Raw genomic sequence first — 18,625 nt, 5'->3', positions numbered from 1 at the left:
GATCCAAACTTTACAACGTCATCGGAGCTTATGGCCGCTCTTCCGCAGCAAGCCGAACTGCAGCAGAATTACCCGAATCCGTTTAACCCGACTACGGTTATTCGATACGGTGTTCCTCAAAGCAGTGAAGTGCGCCTCGAAGTATTCGATATGCTTGGTCGTAAAGTGGCTACACTGGTAAACAACGAGAAACAACGGGCCGGCTGGCACCAGGTGAATTTTGATGCCTCCCGTCTAGCTTCGGGCATGTATCTATACCGCATTGTGGCCGGGCAACACGTGCAAACCCGTAAGATGTTGCTGATTAAGTAATAGAAATCGAAGTCTGAAATTCTAAGTGAATTTTGGGGTACAACTTAAAGCACTCTCTTGATTTCAGGAGAGTGCTTTTTTATGGTCAAACAAACTAAAATTCTTACCAATACAGATTCAAGATTTGTAGATAAGTTGATCTAATTCAACCAAAGGAGCTCAGGAAGCTAAAACTTATCTTCGCGTATGTAAGTAACAAGCAAGGTGGTTTATGGCCATTTCTACGGTAGAAGCAATAAGTAGAAATTGGTTATTAAAGGAGACTGCCGAAGTCATACCCACAAAGGCGTTAAAAAAAACGCTAGTCACTCATTCATCCAACAATATTCAAGATATTTTCGAGTAACAGACTATAGCTTTTGACGTTCTTTTGTACGATTGCATGAGCATACTCATTAAGCTGACTTTCTTCTACAGCTGTAAGACTTTTACCTGAATAAATGATGACAGGGATATCTTTATAATCTTCGTTTTCTTTCAACCGTTGTATTACTTCTTTTCCGTCTGCATCAGGGAGATACATATCCAGAACAATACAATCAACAGCGTGAGATTCTATGGTTGAATATGCTTCTTCGGCAGATTCGGCGGTAATGCATTGATTGATTCTGAACCCTAAAAACTCTTTAAGAGCCATGTTATGGATGCTGCTGTCATCAACTAATAAAACAGTAGCGTCAAGCTTTTTGGTCGTTTTCTTAATGGGTTTCTTTTCTTCTTCATCAGATACGGATGGCTGGGTGATTTTAACTTTCCCCTTTTTAGCTTGTTTCGCTAATGCCTCAGTACCGTTTTGCGGAATTATTAATGTGAAAGTACTCCCTGCTTCAGGTTCACTTTCAAGCGTGATGGTACCTCCAAGTATTTCTGCAATCTCTTTAGAAATCGTTAGCCCTAAACCAGTTCCGCCAAATTGCTTTTCCGTAATGCTGTCGTCAGCCTGTACATAGCTTTTGAAAATTTGACTCTGTCTGCTTTTGGGGATACCTATTCCAGTATCTGATACTTCAAAAGCGATCAACTTATCGCTGGTTCCATTTTGCAAATGCTTTAGTTCTTTGTCAGGTTCAAAAATAGTTAAGTGTACGTGACCTTCTTTCGTAAACTTAAAGGCATTGGTAATAAGGTTATTTAGAACCTGATCCAGCCTGAGTCGATCCGTCTTAATAACATCCGAAATTTTTTCATCTACAGTACACTGGAAGCTGATTTTTTTTTCACTTGCAATCGGTTTGTAGAGTTGTTCTGTGCGTTTTTGAATATCATGCGCACTGAATTCCTCTACTTTTACAGCAACATTACCTGATTCAATTTTCGATAAATCCAGTACCTCGTTAAGAAGCTCCAGCATTGTATTTCCAGACTGATAAACAGCGTCCAAATACTCTAACTGATCTGTTTCAAGATTTCCTGCACGGTTATCTTTTAGCATTTTTGTGAGAAGCAGATTGGAACTAAGAATAGTCCTCATTTCATGGCTGAGATTCGCATAAAATTCGGATTTATATTTATTGTCGAGCTCAAGTTTCTTAGTTCTATTCTGTTGTTCCTGAATAATTGAAGCGTCTTTTATTTGACGGCTTATATCAAAACTTGTGCCAAGTAGTAATTGACGATGCTCTCGCTGGGTTATTTCTAAATGAATTTTGACCGGGTAGGTAGAGCCGTCTTTCCTCTTACGGTCGAACTGAAAGGCAACCGATTTTTCTTCTCCACGGTAAAGCGGAGAAACCGTTTCAAAAACAGTCTGTACATCATAGTCAGCGATAAGATTTTTGGCTGGTAGATTCTTAACCTCATCCTCTGAGTAACCAATATTTTTAAGCAGCGTGTCATTAGCATAGACCATTTTCAAAGACATTGGATCCATCAGAAAAATCTCATTATTTCCTTTGTCCAATGCCTGAGTAAAAACCTGATTTTTTGCGGCTTTATTGAAATGATTTCGATGCCTTTTCAGAGTTCGCATTTCCTTTGTTACAACAGGTATTAAGCGATCTAAATCATTCTTTAGCACATAGTCCTGAGCCCCTGATTTGAGAGCGTTATATAAAGTACTGCTCGAAATTTCGGTACCCGTTACAATCAATGGAGTAATGATGTTTGATTTGCCAATGATCTCTATAATACCATCCAGGTTCAAATCTTCATTGTCAAGGTCGGCTATAATAAGATCCCATTTGTGAGACTTAAGAAGTACGTCGAGGTTGTTATTGTTTACTTGTGAAAAGGGGACGATGATAAACTCAGAATCAGCCAGCTTTTCTTTTAGACCTTGATTAGAATCTTGTGTTCTCTCAATAAATAAAACTGAAATAAATTCTTTCATGTTACTCTCAAATCAAAAACATAAGCACTAAATATTTTTCCACTGTAGCCATTATAAAAAAAGAATTAGACGAAAGATATGTGTGAATTTAGCCCCGTTTTACTTTTTTGTATTCATTTTATTTATTGGAACAGTATTCTTTTAGTCAGAAAAAAAAGTTATCCACATTTATTACGAGAGATGTGAATAGAATTTTTAAGGTATTGTAGTGCATGGTTTTACATCGGCATAATGAGAGTTTCTAATTATTAAAAAATCTTAATTATTAAGTTTTTTTAATAATTAAGATTTACGATCTTCTATAGTGTTAAAAAATCTTAATAAAAAGATTTAACAACTTACAGATTAGCTGTTTAAGGATGACGTTGGCCATGGGGATGGATAAGAAACTCTTCCACTATAGATAGCTCAGTTACAATATTAACTATATAGGTACATATATATGAATTTAGCTGACGGTTTAAGAAGTGTAGAAAAGAAAGAGAATCAGGTTGTTGAGGACCTTGAGTCTTTGCTTTCACAAATTTTGAAAAAGGAAAAGCAAGAGGGGAAGAATAGGTTTGACAAACTGAGAGGAGTACACAAACTACAGAAAAGTATAGTTCGGCAGAACATGCATAACGCCATGTCACCAATCAGTGCAATTTCTGGATACCTGGAATTGATTAACCTTTCCCTCTCTCATGAACCGGACGTTAAACAAATAGAACATTATAGAAAACAGATAGAAGCGGGTATTGGGCAGGTGAACAAAATACTTGAGCAGCTGATGGAAATATATAGTGATGAGTCAGATTCTATTTCTGAAGAGTCCGAAGTATTATTAGATGTTGACCTGAATTGGGTTGTTCAAGAAGTCTGTAAGCAAATGCATTGTTCGGGACCTAATATTGGGTTTAATTTTTCTGCACAGCCACTTTATGTACGCACTGATCTGTTTATGACAAAGCTGATCATTTTTAACCTGATTAGTTATGTAGCGAAGTGTTCTTCAGGCAAAGATTCTATTGAATTGAAGACCAGCAAGAGTAACAACATGGCAGTTTTTTCACTGGAGTTTGAGGCATCAGAAAAAAAAGTGAATGAGTTGACAGAGATAATGTCAATGGAAATGAATGAGGGAAGCAAGGGGATAAATTCTTTTAATGAAGGGATCTTGACAAGCCGCACTCTTGTTCAACAGATAGATGGATTTCTTGATTTTCAATCTGAAAAAGATGAAAAACCTACCATAAGCTTACACATTCCGTTTTCTTGTTCTGAAAACTAAATGGCTAAAGCTGCATGTCTAGCAGTGTTCCTTTTGCGGTAAAGTCAGAACTGCCTTGGTAAAAATTATTACGCTTCTTCAGCAGTTTATCACTCAAAATGAAATCAGAAAGTTTTTCAGGGGAGATTTCGTGACTGTCTGATTTTACATATTCTGATCCAGAGCTCTGCGATATAAAAGAAACTCTCTTGCCGAAAAAGTCAGAAGAAAAATCCTTGGAAGAAGAGGGTTGGGTCTCATGCTTATCTTTAATCGAATAGTCAACTTCTTCATAAGAAGCAGTTTCAGCTGACTGATCTTTAACATTTGTCCCTAAATCTCTGTACGTCAAATATGCTTCTACAAGCCGAAAGCCATATGAAGTTTTGACTTCGGAATGCACAAATGACTGAAATGTGCTATTAATACCCATTAGATTACTTTAGACCCAAAACCTATACCATTTTATTTCATTGAATATATATAAATAAGAGAGTAGCCGAATGACTATTAGAAAACCCTAACTTTTTCTGATGTCAGTTGGAGTGACTTAGCCTTTCTATACGAAAACTCTACATCCCGCCAGTCAGTGTAGAAAAATATTAACCTTTTCTCTTAAGGAAATTCTCAAACACCCGATAACACGGAGAGTAGTGTTCTCAGATTCAGGTCTGTTGAATTCCAAAACTAGAAAACACTGAACAATACAGGTTAATTCTGGTTTCTGTAAAAGGCAGAAACTGGTTTATAGGAGCGAAAAATGAGTAAAATTAAGGCACTTGTTGTAGATGATTCAAAAATAATGAGGAGTCAGGTTAAACGGGCTCTTGATCAACTTCTAATAGCTGATTTTGAGTATGTGGAAGCTATGGATGGTGAAGATGCTCTGGAAAAGTTTGACGATGAAATCGAGATGCTTTTTGTGGATTGGAATATGCCCAAAATGACCGGGGTAGAGCTGGCAAGAGCAATCAGGGATAAAGGCTATGCCGATATTCCGATAATTATGGTTACCGCTGAAAAGTCCATGGGTAAAGTGGATAAAGCCCTGAATGAAGGCGGTGCGAATGAGTATATCACCAAGCCTTTTACAGCTGATAAAATGTCGAAAGCCATTAGCAGGTATATCGACGATGAAGGAAATGTTATTAAAGAAGAAGCAGAAGAAGAGAAGAAGAGTTTCTTCAGCAGCATTCTAAACGCTTAAGGAGAAACCATGATTGCAGAAACACTTAAGAAAGCGGATAAAATACCCGGTGAAATCGTCAAGATTGTTGAAGAATCGGTAATCAACACTTTTACCTCAATTTGTGGTGCAGAACCTAGCTGCATCGAGCTTGAGGATGAAAGTGGTCCACTAAACGGGATTATTGGAAATATCGCCGTTTTTAATTCTGATCATACTTTTTCTTTAATGATCGCTATCCCCAAAGAAACAGCCCTTAATATTTCAGAAGCTTTTCTGGGAATGGAACTGGCTTTTGAGAGCCATGATATGGGAGACTTGATTGCAGAAATCGCCAATATCCTGGCTGGTGAAGTAGCAGCAAATGTTGAGAAAGTTGGATTTCGGGGACAGTCATCCCTACCCACAGCAACACGTGGCAGCGACTTGACTCTTTTTATGCCCAATAAACCCCCTTCAGCAAAAATGAAATTTTCAAGTGCCTGTGGCGAATTTATGCTGAACATGGCACTAAGTGAATCCAGATAACGAATAGAACCATGAGCAACAAAGACCAACTTATCAAAGACCTTGAATCGATTATTAAGCTTCTTGCTGATGTTTGGCCTGCCGACCGTGAAAACGTGGCTCTGGCGGGTGCAAAGTTTGAAGAAGTAACTAATAACGTAGAGAATAACTTTGGTCAGTTTCAGAAACTGATTGACTTGTCCTGGCAGGGTATCAAGCATCTTTACGAAAAAGATGACTTTTTTATGATGGTGAAGTCTGCAACCATGCAGGCTATTAATACCATTCGTGAATATGTTATCGAAGATGGAGACATCAAGGTCGAAGAGTTTGAAAAAGCGTACGATGAGTTAGAGAAGTCTTTGAAAGGTGGTTCTGAATCTGCAGATACTGTTATTGAATTGGATGAGGAGAAGCAGGAAGAACTAAAAAAGAACGGGGAAGCGAAAAAGGCGGAGACGAAGAAGACTAAAACTGAAGAGGAATATTCGCTGAATGATTTAGCCGAATTCTTGATCGTACTGGATGAAGCTTCTGTGAATGGTAAAGATCTGCAAAAGCTTGATGCTATAGTATCCTATATCGTTAAACATTACGAGAGTGCTATTTCTGCTCCACTAAAGGAAGCAATGGCGGCTGTGGAAGCTAGCAATGGTGCTGAGGGCTGGCTAAAAATTGTATCCGATAAAACGGAAGAAGCTATCGAAATTGAGTCTCGGGAAGACTGGGATAATTCTGAAGAGGGCGTATCAGAAGAAGTTGAAAATGAAGCACAGGAAGAGATTGAGGAAAGCAATGATGAACCTGAGCTCTCAAAGGAAGTCTTTTATATCCCTGAAGATATAGAAATTGCGCTGGTTGGGGAGTTTATCACCGAGTGTTCTGAACTTATCGAAATGGCTGAAGGAGCTCTTCTCGACCTGGAGGAAAAACCAAGTGATGAAGAATTAATCAATACTGTTTTCCGTGCTTTTCATACCATTAAGGGTACTTCTGCATTTATGGGTCTCGATCCAATTTCGGAGTTTACCCATTTTGTTGAAACTCTGTTGAGTATGGTTCGTGATGGCGAACTGCCTTTTGATCGCGCATGTGCCGATATAAATTTTGAGTCGATAGACATCCTAAACCAAATGCTGGACGTGGTTGAATCGGCTGAAGGAGGAGATCCATTACATAAACCTGTACAGTACAATGGCATGATAAAAGTTCTGCATGCTATTTCTGAAGATGGAATAGAGCCAGCTAAAGCTCTGGAGAAGGTGCGGGGAGACGCGGCTGCAAACGGTCCAAAAACAAGTTCCGTACAGCCAGTTGTATCCGAGACAGATAATGTAGAAGATGAAAATGCAGTTGTCGAAAAGATAAGCAGTAAATCTGAGTCTGAGTCCTCAGTGCGCGTAAGTGTAAACCGACTAGATCGCCTAATTGATATGGTGGGAGAGCTTGTAATTGCTCATTCCGTAGTTGCTCAGGACAAAGCCATTCCTAAAGATTCTGATCTTCAGAAGAAAGTAAATCACGCTACAAAAATATTACGCGAGCTTCAGGATACAAGTTTGACCCTGCGAATGGTTCCGTTGAAAGCGACCTTCCACAAGATGAACCGACTGGTTAGAGATTTGTCAAGAAAAGCTGGAAAGCAGGTGAAATTTTCCACTTTCGGGGAAGACACAGAGATTGACCGGAATATGGTGGATGTAATTAATGAACCGCTCATTCACATGCTTAGAAATTCACTGGATCATGGTATTGAAGAGCCGGAACAGCGAACAAAGAACGGGAAAGACGCTACGGCAAACATCTCACTTTCAGCTTCTCAGGAAGGTGGAAAAGTGGTTATCGAAATTAAGGATGACGGTCGAGGTATCAATAAAGATAAGATCCTTAAAAAGGCTATCGAGAAAGGATTGGTAGATCCGGAGAAAAAGCTGTCAGAAAAAGAAATCTATAGCTTAATCTTTCTGCCGGGCTTTTCTTCCGCAGAGAAAGTTACTGATTTATCAGGTCGTGGTGTTGGAATGGATGTGGTTCGCCGATCCATTGAGCAGCTGCAGGGTAAGGTAGATGTTGAGTCGGTATTGGGTGAAGGGACAACCATCACCATAGAGCTGCCATTTACACTGGCCATAACTGACGGAATGTTGGTTCGGGTAGGAACGCAACGTTTCATCGTGCCGACCATCAATATAGACATGACTTTTCGTGCAGAGGAGCAAGACTTGTTCACTATGATGGGAGATTCAGAACAAGTCAATTTCAGGGGACACTCGGTTCCTGTAATCCGTTTGCATAAACAATTTGAGATTAATGGTGCTAAAGAAAGTCTGCTCGAAGGCACGTTGATGGTCATAAAAAATAACAATCGTCGGTATGCACTTTTAGTGGATGAAGTAATTGGTCAGCAGCAATTGGTGGGTAAATCCATACATATGCTTACTAAAATGTCTCATATATCGGGTGGTGCTATTCTTGGAGATGGAAGGGTAGGATTGATCCTTGATACTTCTGCACTAATGGATTCGGCCGCATAAAAGGGAAATATAGTAATGAAAGCATTCGCCCAGTTATCTAATTCAGTATCAACACCAAAGCTCACGATGGCTGATTTCCACCGAGTGCAGGAAATTATTTACGACTATTGTGGAATTTCGATAAATGAGGGAAAGGAAGCCTTGGTGCAAAGCCGGCTGATGAGGCGAATGCGGAAACTGGGGATCGGAAATTTTTCTCAATATCTAGACTTTATACAAAGGCCTGAATCAGGAGCTGAGTTTCTTTCTTTTGTGGATGTTTTGACCACGAATAAAACCAGCTTTTTTAGAGAATCACAGCATTTTGATTTTATCAATAAAGTGGTCATGCCTAAAATGGCAGGTCGCAATATAAAGTGGTGGTCTGCTGGCTGTTCAAGTGGTGAAGAACCCATAACTACAGCAATAACGATGTTAGAAGCGAAGCATAAGTCACCATGGTCTTCTGCAAAAATACTAGCTACCGATCTTTCGCAGGAAGTGCTTCATATTGCAAAAAATGGTGTATATCCAGGCTCGCGGATGAATGATATTCCGAATAGGCTTCAAGAAAAGTATTTCGGAGAAATAGAAAGGGATCAGTATCAGGTATCGCCTGAGGTTATGAATATGATCACCTATGGCCGGTTAAATCTACTTGCTGACTGGCCATTGAAAGGAAACTTTCAAGTGATCATGTGTAGGAATGTTATGATCTATTTTAACCGTGAGACCCAGCAAAAGGTAGTGGATAAATTTTACGACCAACTGGAGCCAGGCGGTTATCTATTCTTAGGACATTCAGAAAGTGTTTCCTCAAACAACAAAGGTTTCAAGAACATGGCCCCGGCTGTGTACCAAAAAATATGAGCACTAAATGAGAAAAGTAGTTGGCGTTAGCGACTTAAAGGTTTCAGAGAACGTGGGTGAAGTAATAATTACCTATGCACTTGGGAGTTGTCTCGGAATTACCGCTTATGATCCTGTAGCCCGGGTAGGGGGTATGGTACACGTGATGTTGCCCCTGGCAAAAGCAGATCCGGAGAAAGCTAAAACAAAACCGGCAATGTATGTGGATACTGGTTTGGCGTTACTTCTTAATGAGGTGTATAACCTCGGCGCCCAAAAGAAGAATCTTGAAATAACGGTAGCCGGCGGGTCAAGTATGAAGAAGAACGAAGAGGAGGACTATTTCAAAATTGGGAAGAGAAATTTTACCGTTTTAAGAAAGTTGCTCTGGAAAAATGGGTTTATCATCGCTAATCAATCTGTGGGAGGGGCTATTTCAAGAACTATGACACTTTCCATAGCCGATGGATTGGTAGAGATCAATAAGCAACCTATAAATAAGGCAAACCGCCCAGAAGGTGTACAGCTTAGCGGATCCTACAGACAAACAGCAACAGTATAGGAGAGTTGATATGAAAATAAATATCCTGATTGTAGATGATTGCCCCGTGATGCGGATGGTCATAAAACGAGCCATAAACCTTTGTGACTTTGACATAGGCGAAATTGAAGAAGCTGAAAATGGAAAAGAGGCTTTAAGAAAAATTGAAAAGAACACATTCAGTTTAGTCATTCTGGATTTAAACATGCCTGTGATGACAGGATCCGAGGTGTTGGCTCACATAAAGCTAAACCCGAGTATTAAGCGTATGCCAATACTTACTGTATCTGCAGAGAGCAATGGACCCCGTGTAGATATTGTGTCTGATCTAAGCTCAGACTTTTTACACAAGCCATTTTCGGTAGAAGCTTTACGAGACAAAATGCTAAAGTTATTAAAGAAAGATTCGATAACTATATCAGAAACAGGCTCGCAGTTAGTAATTAATAGTTATCTGTAAGCATTAAAAAATTGGTAACGCCGTAATGGAACATTCTTTTAAAAACATATTAGTGGTTGAGGCTAACCCAGCCGAGCGAATTAATACGATGGTGATGCTGAATAGAATTGAAACTGATATTCATGCCATCTACGAAGCTGAGCATGGAATTGAAGCCATTGACAAGCTGACTAGGTTCCCAATTGATTTAATTATAACCGGTATTGATATGCCGGTAATGAATGGCAAGGAAATGATAAATATCCTTCACAATCATTCGAAATATAGAAATATACCCGTCATCGTTATCACTGCCCTGAGTGATGAGCATCTGCGGAATATGGTGACATTTTTGGGCCACGGGTATATTCAAAAACCATTAAACAGGGATGCTTTAGAAGCAAAAATTTCCAACCTATACGGGGAAAATAATGAGTACTACTTATTCGGATAAAATCCACCAAATTGCAGTGAACACCTTTGAAATTACATGCTATATGTTCCCTCTGGAAGAATGGGAACTGGAGGATGGTGATTCTCTGGACAAGCCTGACGGTACTTCAAGATCGGTAGTTCATTTTGATGGAGCAGCCAAAGGCGGTATGGTCATTGATGCTTCCGGACATTTGATAGAGGCCATAGCCGCAAACATGCTTGGCGTTGACGCTGCATCCAAAGAAGAGAAAGAGGGTGCACTTTGTGAAATTGCCAATATTATTTGTGGGAATACAGTGCCTCTTTTTGCCAAAGATAATAACATCTGCTACATACGTCCGCCCCGGATGGCCAGTAAAGATGAAGATCTGGAGTCCACATTCAAGAACATGCGTCACGAAAAGTTGCAGGTACTCCTGGATGAAGGTGTTGCAGACATTTCTATTTATTATGATCCTGAGGAAGCATCATGATTAAAGTATTGATTGTTGATGATTCAGCCCTGGTTCGAAAACTGTTGACGGAAGAACTCAACAAGCAGAAAGATATTGAAGTGGTTGGTACAGCCATGGACCCATACATTGCCAGAGAAAAAATTATACAATTAAAGCCCGATGTACTCACTTTAGATCTCGAAATGCCCAGGATGGATGGACTTTCATTTCTATCTAAGTTAATGAAGCATTTTCCAATGCCTGTGGTTGTGGTAAGTTCACTAACGCCAAAGAACAGTACGAATGCACTTAATGCTTTAACATTAGGAGCAGTAGATGTAATCTGTAAACCGGGTTCAGCATATTCCACTCAAAATATATCAGAAGATATTGTGAAGGCGGTTCGTACTGCATCGGTGGCTTCCTTCAAAAACCATGAATATAAACCCGTTAATTTATCGGCTTCTAAAGAGACAAAAGGAGCCCATAAACAACGAAATGGTCTTCTTCATACCACCAACAAACTTATTGCAATAGGAGCCTCGACAGGAGGAACACGTGCACTGGAAGCTGTATTAACAGAGCTGCCTGAAAACCTGCCTGGCATTGTGATTGTACAGCATATGCCACCGGTGTTCACCAAAAGTTTTGCAGAAAGGTTGAATACCATTTGTCGATTGAGGGTTAGAGAAGCTGAAGACGGAGACTTGATTCAATCAGGACAGGCTTTAATAGCTCCCGGAAACTATCACTTGCTGGTTGAAAAAAGTGGGGCCAAATATTATACCCGAATTAAGCAAGGCCCACCCGTTCATCATCAGCGTCCAAGTGTCGATGTTATGTTCAATTCTGTAGCACGAGCAGCCGGGTTGAATGCCATGGGTGTAATATTAACGGGCATGGGAGCCGATGGAGCAAAAGGCATGCTCGCAATGCGTGAAGAAGGTTCATACACAATAGCACAGGATGAAGCGACCTCTGTAGTTTATGGAATGCCCAAAGAAGCAGCGAAACTGGGAGCGGCTGAAGATATACTTCCATTGCAGAGTATTTCAAACTCCATCATTCGTCATATGAAACAAAAAATAACACAACCCATTTCCTGAGGGACTTACAATGGCTATTAATATTCTTATTGTAGATGACAGCGCTGTAATGCGCAGCATGATCAAAAAAACCATCATGAATACCGGTGTCGAAATTGGTGAAGTTCATGAAGCGAGCAATGGTAAAGAGGGGCTCGAAGTTGTAGAAGATAACTGGCTTGACCTGCTTTTTATAGATGTGAACATGCCGGTTATGGACGGAATGGAAATGCTCGATCATATCCGAAAAAATCCAATCACTATGGATATGCCTGTACTTATTGTATCCACCGAAAGTAACAATGAGCGAATAAAAATTATTGACCAACAGTATGCCGGTTTTGTTCATAAACCGTTTACCCCTGAAGTACTGAGGGAGAAAATATTGTCGGTGCTTGCTGTAGCCCATTAAGGTAATGCCACCAGCTTCAATGTGAAGATTGTGTGAATTTTAAGTAATTGTTTTTTTTATTTTTATTTAAAAAATCGCTTAACTTTTCACTTCTTTTTTCCGATAACCTGTCTACACCAAGGCGGGTTTTTTTTTAGCCTAAAATCTAATATCAGTATTAGATTAATAGATTAAAGCTTGTCTTAAATAATCACATAAAAATACACTACTACTAACTGTCATAAGGGTTTCAAAATCAGCTTCTGTTTTATGCCGAATTATTGATTCACTGAGTGATAAACAAACTTGCAAATAGGTGAGACTATGAAGACAATGAATCAGCCTCCTGTAAACGGAAATAATAAAAAATGGACCATTGGTAAAAAGCTTACTACAGCTTTTACAAGTATAACACTCATAGCGTTAATACTTGGAGCATTGGCAGAATTTGGAGCAATTTCAAATCAGAAGTCAATTAACGCAATAGGTATTGTGAGACTTCCAAGTATCCAGGCTTTACAGGATATGAACTTAGCGATGGCTGAAATTAGAAGTAAAGAAGAGGCTCTTCAAAATGAAGCATTGTCAGTCCAGGATCGAAAAGAAGCGGTTGAAAGTGTTGACAATTATTGGAAACTGCTTCGTGAAGCTAAAGGTGTATACGAACCATTACCACAAACGGAACAAGAAGCTATTGACTGGAAGAGTTTTTTGCGTTCCTATGAGGAATGGATTGAAGATCAAGATCAGTACATGGTGCTGTCTAAACAATACCTTCAGGCAGACGCTGGCGAACATGAACGTATATTAGCAAGTTTACGAACTCAGTTTTTGAACCATAACCTGGAGTCGTACCGGGTTGCAAAAGAACAGCTACAAGGGTTAGTAGACCTTAATAAGAGAATTGCCGATACGGAAGTTGAGGAAGCAATAGCTGAGAATAACACTATAAGTATGTTGAGTATTATCGGCTTGGTTTTAGGAGTTATTATCGCTGGTTTGTTGAGTTATTTTATGACTCGCTCAATCAATAAATCTCTCCAAAACATCATCCAGCGGTTAAACAGTGGTTCTGAACAAGTAAATGCTTCTTCGGTACAGCTATCCGGAGCAAGTCAGGAACTTGCTGAAAGTGCCAGTGAGCAGGCAGCGAGTGTTCAGGAAACAACCTCTTCTCTTGAGGAAATGTCCTCCCAAATAAAATTAAATGCCGAAAATTCTGCTGAGGTAGAAGTGGCGATGGACGAATCTAAGCCTTTAGTTGAAAATGGAGTAGACGCCATGAAACGGATGACCAAAGCGATGAAGGAAATCAGCGAATCATCTAAAGAGACGTCTAAGATTATTAAAACGATTGATGATATTGCCTTCCAGACAAACCTGTTGGCTTTGAACGCGGCCGTGGAGGCAGCCCGAGCCGGGGAAGCCGGTAAAGGATTTGCAGTAGTTGCCGAGGAAGTTCGAAAACTGGCACAACGGAGTGCCGAAGCTGCCCAAAATACCTCTGAACTTATTCAAAAGTCACAAGTCAGTTCTGATCGCGGAAATCAGGTTTCAGCAGAAGTATCGGAAAACCTTGAGCGCATCGAAGAAAGCATTAATAATGTAAGTACGTTGATAGTAGAAATTTCAGCTGCATCGAAGGAACAGGCTGTAGGTATCCAGCAGATGAGTTCGGTGATGACTGAAATGGACAATGTAGTTCAGACAAATGCATCCTCTTCTGAAGAATCCGCCAGTGCAGCTGAGGAGCTTTCTTCACAAGCCGGCGAATTAAAGTATATTGTGAACGAGCTGGTAGAGATGGTTGGCGGGAGTCAATCGGATTCCTCATATGGAAGTGAAATACTCAAGGAAATTAGTAGTCAAGTTTCCTGGGGTATGAAAAAGAATAATTTGGAGAAACCGTCTTATAACGGAAATGGCCATAGTCACTCAGCACCAAAAGTAAAACCGAAGCAAAATGGTCATCAGCCAGAAGCAGTGAATGGCTTTGCCTATCATGATGATGACTTTAGTGATTTCTAAAGCAATCATTTATTCACAAAAAGCAGTGTGTGATATCGCACACTGCTTTTCTTATGGAATAAGTGATCGGAAAGAGTACTGTTTTTAGTTGGACTGGAAGATTTTCTTAACAAATTATAATTCTTGGTTAAGAAAAAAGAAAAGCCGCCGATAATATTATCAAATCGGCCTGAATGTGCTCGGGTTACCACAAGTAGAATAAAAAAACAGGAAATTCCAATGATCAATAAGACAATTCAAATTCTATATGTAGCTATCGTATTTGTAGCTCTTTCTTTCACTCAGGCATTAGCTAACGGTGAGAATATAATGGTTACAGCAGATTCAACAATTATATATGATATAGTAGATGAGATGCCGGAAATTGAAGGTGGTGTACAGGAAATTTATAAACACATTGATTACCCTCGGGGCGCTATGTCGGCCAAAGTACAAGGCAGGGTGTTTATAAAATTTGTTGTAGATGAAAATGGGGAAATAAAAGACCCTAAAATTATAAAAGATATTGGTGCGGGCTGTGGAGATGCAGCTGTGAAGGGCCTCAAAAAAGTGAAATTTTCCCCTGGAAAACTCAATGGAAAAGCGGTTAAGGTGTACTATACTTTACCGATAAACTTTCAGATTACTGAATAAAAATTCTTTTGACTAAGACATAACATCCCTAATAAATGGCCAAGGGCATTACTCTGATAAGGGTAATGCCTTTTTTTATTGCCTCAGAATATATGAGTATACGCTTCACCAGTAAGTCTGATCTCCTTATCCCAACTTGCATAAAAGCGCATTGAAACAGCTGTCAATAATTTGTGAAAATGGTGATTAAAAGTGCTTAAGAAATATTCCAATCAACCGATAAGTAAGTATCAACAATAACAACAGCCCTTTTCTGGCAATTGTGTTTTATGGTAATTGATTTACCATGAGAAAGATTCTAACTGCCCAAAAGGAAGCAAAAACTAAGATCAAAATGGAAGATACACTAGTTAAAGAAAAAGAGACCGAAGAGAACGGTCATGTGATAGCTGGCGGAAAATTTCTCAGCTTCTTTTTAGGCAAAGAGGAATACGCTATAGAAATATTGAAAGTTCAGGAAATAATAGGGCTTATGCCTATTACACCTGTCCCTAAAATGCCTGCTTATATACGGGGTGTTTTGAATTTGAGAGGTAAAATTGTGCCTGTAATGAATCTGCGTTCACGATTTGAATTACCTCTGGTTGAGGATACTGATGAGACCTGTGTAATAGTAGTACAGGAAGAAGATTATTTAATGGGTGTACTGGTCGATAAGGTGTCTGAAGTAGCTGACATCAAAGATGACCAGATTGAAGAAGTACCGTCATTTGGAGTAAAAGGAAAAAGTGAATATCTGGCCGGGATTGGCAAAATAAAAGAGTCTGTCAAAATGATCGTGGATATCCACAAAGTACTTTTTGATGTACCTGAAGAAGTTTTGGAAGCTAACGAACCCGCCGCGTAGCGCATAATCAAATTAAAAATTAAGGAAACAATAAAATGTCACAGATAAAAAATTACGCAAATAACATATTTCCCGGGAATGGGAATTCTGTTGGAAGTCAATGGGCAATAAGTAAAAGAATTGCTTTTTTGACAGGTTCAGCGGCTATAGTAACCTTGATACTAGGTGCGATCTCGATTTTTTCATTAAGTAAAATCAATGAGAATACGACCGCTATTTCAGAAGTCTACTTTAATGAGTGGGGAACGGCTGCTGCTTTTGAGACAGCTATTCGGAAAGCAGGTTACGAGCACCTTCAGTTTAACAAAAGTAATGACATTGCTTATATGGAGGCTGCGTTATCCCGGTTCGATAAAATATACAATGAGTACAATGAATTTGAGGAATATGCATCGGCATATGATTTACCGGTACTTGAAGAACAGATGCCTGGCCTTAAAGAACTCATAGAAGGCTATGAGCAGAATTTGAAAGATTATAGCGAAGCAACCTTAGCGCTGAATAGTAATACTGATCCAGCTGAACTTACGAAGGTAAGTAACAACCTATTTAGGTCTGAAAATGCTGCTAATGAAGCATATACCGAGTTGCTATCCCGATCTATTGAAATTAATGAAGCCGCTGAGAATGGTGCCCGTGAACTGGCTGACCAAACCATGGTAACAGTTGGTCGCTTTATGTGGATTATTAGTGTAGTAGCTATTGTTTCGGTAATTGGTGCATTGATCTTCGGGTTTCTTGTTGGTCGCTCAATTAGTACTGCACTTAAGAGTATTATTGATCGCTTAAAAAGCGGCTCTGACCAGGTTAACGCTTCTTCAAATCAGCTATCAGGTGCTAGCCAGCAGTTGGCCGAAAGTGCCAGTGAACAAGCGGCGAGTCTGCAGGAAACGACCTCTTCTCTTGAAGAAATGGCATCTCAGATTAAACAAACTGATGAGAACTCAAGCCAGGCAGAGATGGCCATGCAAGAGTCGAAGCCTTTGGTTGAAAATGGGGTTCGTGCTATGGAGCGTATGACCAAAGCGATGAATGAAATTAAAGATTCTTCGCAGGAAACATCGAAAATCATAAACACCATTGATGACATTGCATTCCAAACTAACCTATTGGCCCTGAATGCAGCGGTAGAAGCAGCCCGTGCCGGAGAGGCTGGGAAAGGGTTTGCTGTAGTAGCTGAGGAAGTACGAAACCTGGCTCAGCGTAGTGCAGAAGCAGCTCAAAACACCTCGGAGCTCATTCAGAAATCTCAGGCTAGCTCTGATCGTGGGTCTAGTGTGGCGGAAGAAGTGTCAGAAAATCTGAAAGAGATAGAGAAGAGTATTGCAAGTGTAAGCACATTGGTTGTCGAGATCTCAGCCGCTTCTAAAGAACAGGCGGTGGGTATTGAGCAAATGACTTCCGTGATGAGTGAAATGGATAATGTTGTACAAAGCAATGCGTCTTCATCAGAAGAGTCGGCTAGTGCAGCAGAAGAACTTTCTTCACAGTCCAGCGAGCTGAATAATATTATTGGAGAATTGGTTGCTTTAGTGGGGGGCGGAAGCTCAGCCAGTATCGGCAATGGATCCTTTATTCAAAATGGGAATAGCCGCTATGATGTAACAGAAGCTTTTAAATCCAGTTTTGTAAATGGTAACGGTAATGGAAGCCATCATAGCCAGAATGGAAATGGTAAAAGCAGCCACTCCAGAGTAAATGGAAGTAACGGAACAAATGGACATTCAGTCAAAAATGGTTCCTCAAAAAGAGTTGAAGCTCATGAATTGATTCCGTTTGAGGATGATGACTTCAGTGACTTCTAATCAACACACACAAATATGACTTGAACTTATAGGGGATCCAATAACTGGATCCTCTATTCAAGTACAAATAAAGAGGTCGATATGGAACGTATTCCAACAGATTTAGAAATACTTGAGGATATCTATTACAGATACTATGAAGAGTATAAAAAGTATGCGAAAGATGAACCTGATAGGATAGCACGCATTCGAGTTCCTGTGAATGTTAAGGAAATTGCTGAAGCATGCGGTGTTGAAGAAGACCTAATTTTTGGCCGGATGTTCTATCACTTCAATAAAAAGTACAGCTATAAAGATGAAAGAGGAGACATCATCACTTTCTTTATGTCTGACAAGTTTGAAGGATTGAGTGTGAATTATCCGCTTGTTTCATCAGTGATTGCCGACTTAAGCCTGGAGAGAAAAAGAATGATGCTATTCGTAACACTATCAGCAGTTGCAGTGCTACTGTCTGTAGTTTCGATTGGTATCGCCTTATTCCTTTAAACGATTTAGTAAAAAAGCAGTTTCTAACACAATACCAAGAAGGCTATGAAGATTAACATACTGATTGTTGAAGATGACCCTGCAATGCGTGTTATCCTTAGAAGTACCGTTAAAAATGCAGGACTTGAAATCGAAATTGGTGAAATATTTGAGGCTGAGAATGGCGATGAAGGCCTCAAAGTTCTGGAGAAGGAAAAAATAGGCCTTATGTTGGTCGATATTTATATGCCGGTAATGGATGGTTTGGAAATGCTGGATTATGCACGAGATAATCCGGATTGGTCTCATATACCGGCAATAGTTGTTTCATCAGAAAACAACGAAGATCGCATTGATGCTATTCTAAGACAAGGTATGGGGTTTGTTCACAAGCCTCTTACGCATTTGCTGCTAAAGGATAGGATCAAGGAGATGATTCAAAAGAAAATGATAAAAGAAGATTAAGGCTGGAAACTATTACCTGAATTGGCTTAAGTATGTACCCAGTATTATTACAGGCATGTATGAAAAGGGTATTTAATGAAATGATTATTCAGATACTTAAAGTCGCAACGTA

20 protein-coding genes are annotated in these 18,625 nt (G+C 39.7%); 18 read left to right on the top strand and 2 right to left on the bottom strand.

What is annotated here, in order from left to right; all coding sequences use genetic code 11:
* The first annotated feature begins 30 nt into the window (after nucleotides 1–30).
* Nucleotides 31–312, top strand: a complete 282-nt coding sequence (locus CL667_03950) for a hypothetical protein (protein ID MAL16844.1) — start codon at nucleotides 31–33, stop codon at nucleotides 310–312.
* A 313-nt stretch (nucleotides 313–625) separates the two neighbouring features.
* Here CL667_03950 and CL667_03945 read toward each other — a convergent pair whose 3' ends face one another.
* The gene (locus tag CL667_03945; GenBank protein ID MAL16843.1) at nucleotides 626–2,641 is read right to left on the bottom strand and encodes a hypothetical protein; all 2,016 of its coding nucleotides are present in this window, start codon (nucleotides 2,639–2,641) and stop codon (nucleotides 626–628) included.
* A 442-nt stretch (nucleotides 2,642–3,083) separates the two neighbouring features.
* Here CL667_03945 and CL667_03940 point away from each other — a divergent pair, with 442 nt between their 5' ends.
* Entirely contained in the window at nucleotides 3,084–3,911 is an 828-nt protein-coding gene (locus CL667_03940; protein MAL16842.1) for a hypothetical protein, read from the top strand.
* 4 nt (nucleotides 3,912–3,915) lie between these two features.
* Here the strand turns inward: CL667_03940 and CL667_03935 are convergent, their stop codons facing one another.
* Complete coding sequence (locus CL667_03935) at nucleotides 3,916–4,323, bottom strand: hypothetical protein (GenBank protein ID MAL16841.1); 408 nt, start codon at nucleotides 4,321–4,323, stop codon at nucleotides 3,916–3,918.
* Between the two features lie 336 nt (nucleotides 4,324–4,659).
* On the opposite strand from CL667_03935, the gene CL667_03930 reads away from it, so the two are divergent.
* The 16 genes from CL667_03930 to CL667_03855 all read left to right on the top strand — a co-directional run bounded on the left by CL667_03930 (nucleotide 4,660) and on the right by CL667_03855 (nucleotide 18,513).
* Complete coding sequence (locus tag CL667_03930; GenBank protein MAL16840.1) at nucleotides 4,660–5,097, top strand: two-component system response regulator; 438 nt, start codon at nucleotides 4,660–4,662, stop codon at nucleotides 5,095–5,097.
* Nucleotides 5,098–5,106: 9 nt separating this feature from the next.
* The gene (locus CL667_03925; protein MAL16839.1) at nucleotides 5,107–5,604 is read left to right on the top strand and encodes a hypothetical protein; all 498 of its coding nucleotides are present in this window, start codon (nucleotides 5,107–5,109) and stop codon (nucleotides 5,602–5,604) included.
* Between the two features lie 11 nt (nucleotides 5,605–5,615).
* Entirely contained in the window at nucleotides 5,616–8,117 is a 2,502-nt protein-coding gene (locus CL667_03920) for a hypothetical protein (GenBank protein ID MAL16838.1), read from the top strand.
* A gap of 15 nt (nucleotides 8,118–8,132) precedes the next feature.
* On the top strand, nucleotides 8,133–8,966 hold the full coding sequence (locus CL667_03915) for a chemotaxis protein CheR (GenBank protein ID MAL16837.1): 834 nt from the start codon (nucleotides 8,133–8,135) through the stop codon (nucleotides 8,964–8,966).
* Nucleotides 8,967–8,973: 7 nt separating this feature from the next.
* Complete coding sequence (locus tag CL667_03910) at nucleotides 8,974–9,507, top strand: chemotaxis protein CheD (protein MAL16836.1); 534 nt, start codon at nucleotides 8,974–8,976, stop codon at nucleotides 9,505–9,507.
* Between the two features lie 10 nt (nucleotides 9,508–9,517).
* Nucleotides 9,518–9,946 carry a two-component system response regulator gene (locus tag CL667_03905; protein ID MAL16835.1) on the top strand — a complete coding sequence of 143 codons (429 nt, stop codon included), beginning with the start codon at nucleotides 9,518–9,520 and terminating at the stop codon, nucleotides 9,944–9,946.
* 25 nt (nucleotides 9,947–9,971) lie between these two features.
* Nucleotides 9,972–10,379 (top strand): hypothetical protein, encoded by a 408-nt coding sequence (locus tag CL667_03900; protein MAL16834.1) that lies wholly within the window; start codon nucleotides 9,972–9,974, stop codon nucleotides 10,377–10,379.
* Nucleotides 10,357–10,833 (top strand): hypothetical protein, encoded by a 477-nt coding sequence (locus CL667_03895; GenBank protein MAL16833.1) that lies wholly within the window; start codon nucleotides 10,357–10,359, stop codon nucleotides 10,831–10,833. The genes CL667_03900 and CL667_03895 overlap by 23 nt, the downstream gene beginning before the upstream one ends.
* A complete protein-coding gene (locus tag CL667_03890) occupies nucleotides 10,830–11,900 on the top strand; it encodes a chemotaxis response regulator protein-glutamate methylesterase (GenBank protein ID MAL16832.1) in 1,071 nt (356 codons plus the stop codon). The genes CL667_03895 and CL667_03890 overlap by 4 nt, the downstream gene beginning before the upstream one ends.
* 10 nt (nucleotides 11,901–11,910) lie before the next feature.
* Entirely contained in the window at nucleotides 11,911–12,291 is a 381-nt protein-coding gene (locus CL667_03885) for a two-component system response regulator (GenBank protein ID MAL16831.1), read from the top strand.
* Nucleotides 12,292–12,594: 303 nt separating this feature from the next.
* Nucleotides 12,595–14,298 (top strand): hypothetical protein, encoded by a 1,704-nt coding sequence (locus CL667_03880; GenBank protein MAL16830.1) that lies wholly within the window; start codon nucleotides 12,595–12,597, stop codon nucleotides 14,296–14,298.
* Nucleotides 14,299–14,517: 219 nt separating this feature from the next.
* Entirely contained in the window at nucleotides 14,518–14,931 is a 414-nt protein-coding gene (locus tag CL667_03875; protein ID MAL16829.1) for a hypothetical protein, read from the top strand.
* Nucleotides 14,932–15,265: 334 nt separating this feature from the next.
* Entirely contained in the window at nucleotides 15,266–15,778 is a 513-nt protein-coding gene (locus CL667_03870) for a chemotaxis protein CheW (protein MAL16828.1), read from the top strand.
* A 35-nt stretch (nucleotides 15,779–15,813) separates the two neighbouring features.
* Nucleotides 15,814–17,583, top strand: a complete 1,770-nt coding sequence (locus CL667_03865; protein ID MAL16827.1) for a hypothetical protein — start codon at nucleotides 15,814–15,816, stop codon at nucleotides 17,581–17,583.
* A gap of 81 nt (nucleotides 17,584–17,664) precedes the next feature.
* Complete coding sequence (locus tag CL667_03860) at nucleotides 17,665–18,069, top strand: hypothetical protein (GenBank protein MAL16826.1); 405 nt, start codon at nucleotides 17,665–17,667, stop codon at nucleotides 18,067–18,069.
* Nucleotides 18,070–18,114: 45 nt separating this feature from the next.
* On the top strand, nucleotides 18,115–18,513 hold the full coding sequence (locus tag CL667_03855; GenBank protein MAL16825.1) for a two-component system response regulator: 399 nt from the start codon (nucleotides 18,115–18,117) through the stop codon (nucleotides 18,511–18,513).
* The last annotated feature ends 112 nt before the right edge of the window (nucleotides 18,514–18,625 follow it).

It is taken from the genome of Balneola sp., from assembly GCA_002694685.1.
Lineage (GTDB): Bacteria > Bacteroidota > Rhodothermia > Balneolales > Balneolaceae > Gracilimonas.
Note: the sequence above shows the minus strand (reverse complement) of the source record. Positions and strands in the feature narration are given on the sequence as shown.

What these genes read in the sequence shown, in the direction of transcription:
- CL667_03950 (MAL16844.1), top strand. Translation starts at nt 31, where the DNA reads ATGGCCGCTCTTCCGCAGCAAGCCGAACTGCAGCAGAATTACCCGAAT.
- CL667_03945 (MAL16843.1), bottom strand. Translation starts at nt 2,641, where the DNA reads ATGAAAGAATTTATTTCAGTTTTATTTATTGAGAGAACACAAGATTCT.
- CL667_03940 (MAL16842.1), top strand. Translation starts at nt 3,084, where the DNA reads ATGAATTTAGCTGACGGTTTAAGAAGTGTAGAAAAGAAAGAGAATCAG.
- CL667_03935 (MAL16841.1), bottom strand. Translation starts at nt 4,323, where the DNA reads ATGGGTATTAATAGCACATTTCAGTCATTTGTGCATTCCGAAGTCAAA.
- CL667_03925 (MAL16839.1), top strand. Translation starts at nt 5,107, where the DNA reads ATGATTGCAGAAACACTTAAGAAAGCGGATAAAATACCCGGTGAAATC.
- CL667_03920 (MAL16838.1), top strand. Translation starts at nt 5,616, where the DNA reads ATGAGCAACAAAGACCAACTTATCAAAGACCTTGAATCGATTATTAAG.
- CL667_03915 (MAL16837.1), top strand. Translation starts at nt 8,133, where the DNA reads ATGAAAGCATTCGCCCAGTTATCTAATTCAGTATCAACACCAAAGCTC.
- CL667_03910 (MAL16836.1), top strand. Translation starts at nt 8,974, where the DNA reads ATGAGAAAAGTAGTTGGCGTTAGCGACTTAAAGGTTTCAGAGAACGTG.
- CL667_03905 (MAL16835.1), top strand. Translation starts at nt 9,518, where the DNA reads ATGAAAATAAATATCCTGATTGTAGATGATTGCCCCGTGATGCGGATG.
- CL667_03900 (MAL16834.1), top strand. Translation starts at nt 9,972, where the DNA reads ATGGAACATTCTTTTAAAAACATATTAGTGGTTGAGGCTAACCCAGCC.
- CL667_03895 (MAL16833.1), top strand. Translation starts at nt 10,357, where the DNA reads ATGAGTACTACTTATTCGGATAAAATCCACCAAATTGCAGTGAACACC.
- CL667_03890 (MAL16832.1), top strand. Translation starts at nt 10,830, where the DNA reads ATGATTAAAGTATTGATTGTTGATGATTCAGCCCTGGTTCGAAAACTG.
- CL667_03885 (MAL16831.1), top strand. Translation starts at nt 11,911, where the DNA reads ATGGCTATTAATATTCTTATTGTAGATGACAGCGCTGTAATGCGCAGC.
- CL667_03880 (MAL16830.1), top strand. Translation starts at nt 12,595, where the DNA reads ATGAAGACAATGAATCAGCCTCCTGTAAACGGAAATAATAAAAAATGG.
- CL667_03875 (MAL16829.1), top strand. Translation starts at nt 14,518, where the DNA reads ATGATCAATAAGACAATTCAAATTCTATATGTAGCTATCGTATTTGTA.
- CL667_03870 (MAL16828.1), top strand. Translation starts at nt 15,266, where the DNA reads ATGGAAGATACACTAGTTAAAGAAAAAGAGACCGAAGAGAACGGTCAT.
- CL667_03865 (MAL16827.1), top strand. Translation starts at nt 15,814, where the DNA reads ATGTCACAGATAAAAAATTACGCAAATAACATATTTCCCGGGAATGGG.
- CL667_03860 (MAL16826.1), top strand. Translation starts at nt 17,665, where the DNA reads ATGGAACGTATTCCAACAGATTTAGAAATACTTGAGGATATCTATTAC.
- CL667_03855 (MAL16825.1), top strand. Translation starts at nt 18,115, where the DNA reads ATGAAGATTAACATACTGATTGTTGAAGATGACCCTGCAATGCGTGTT.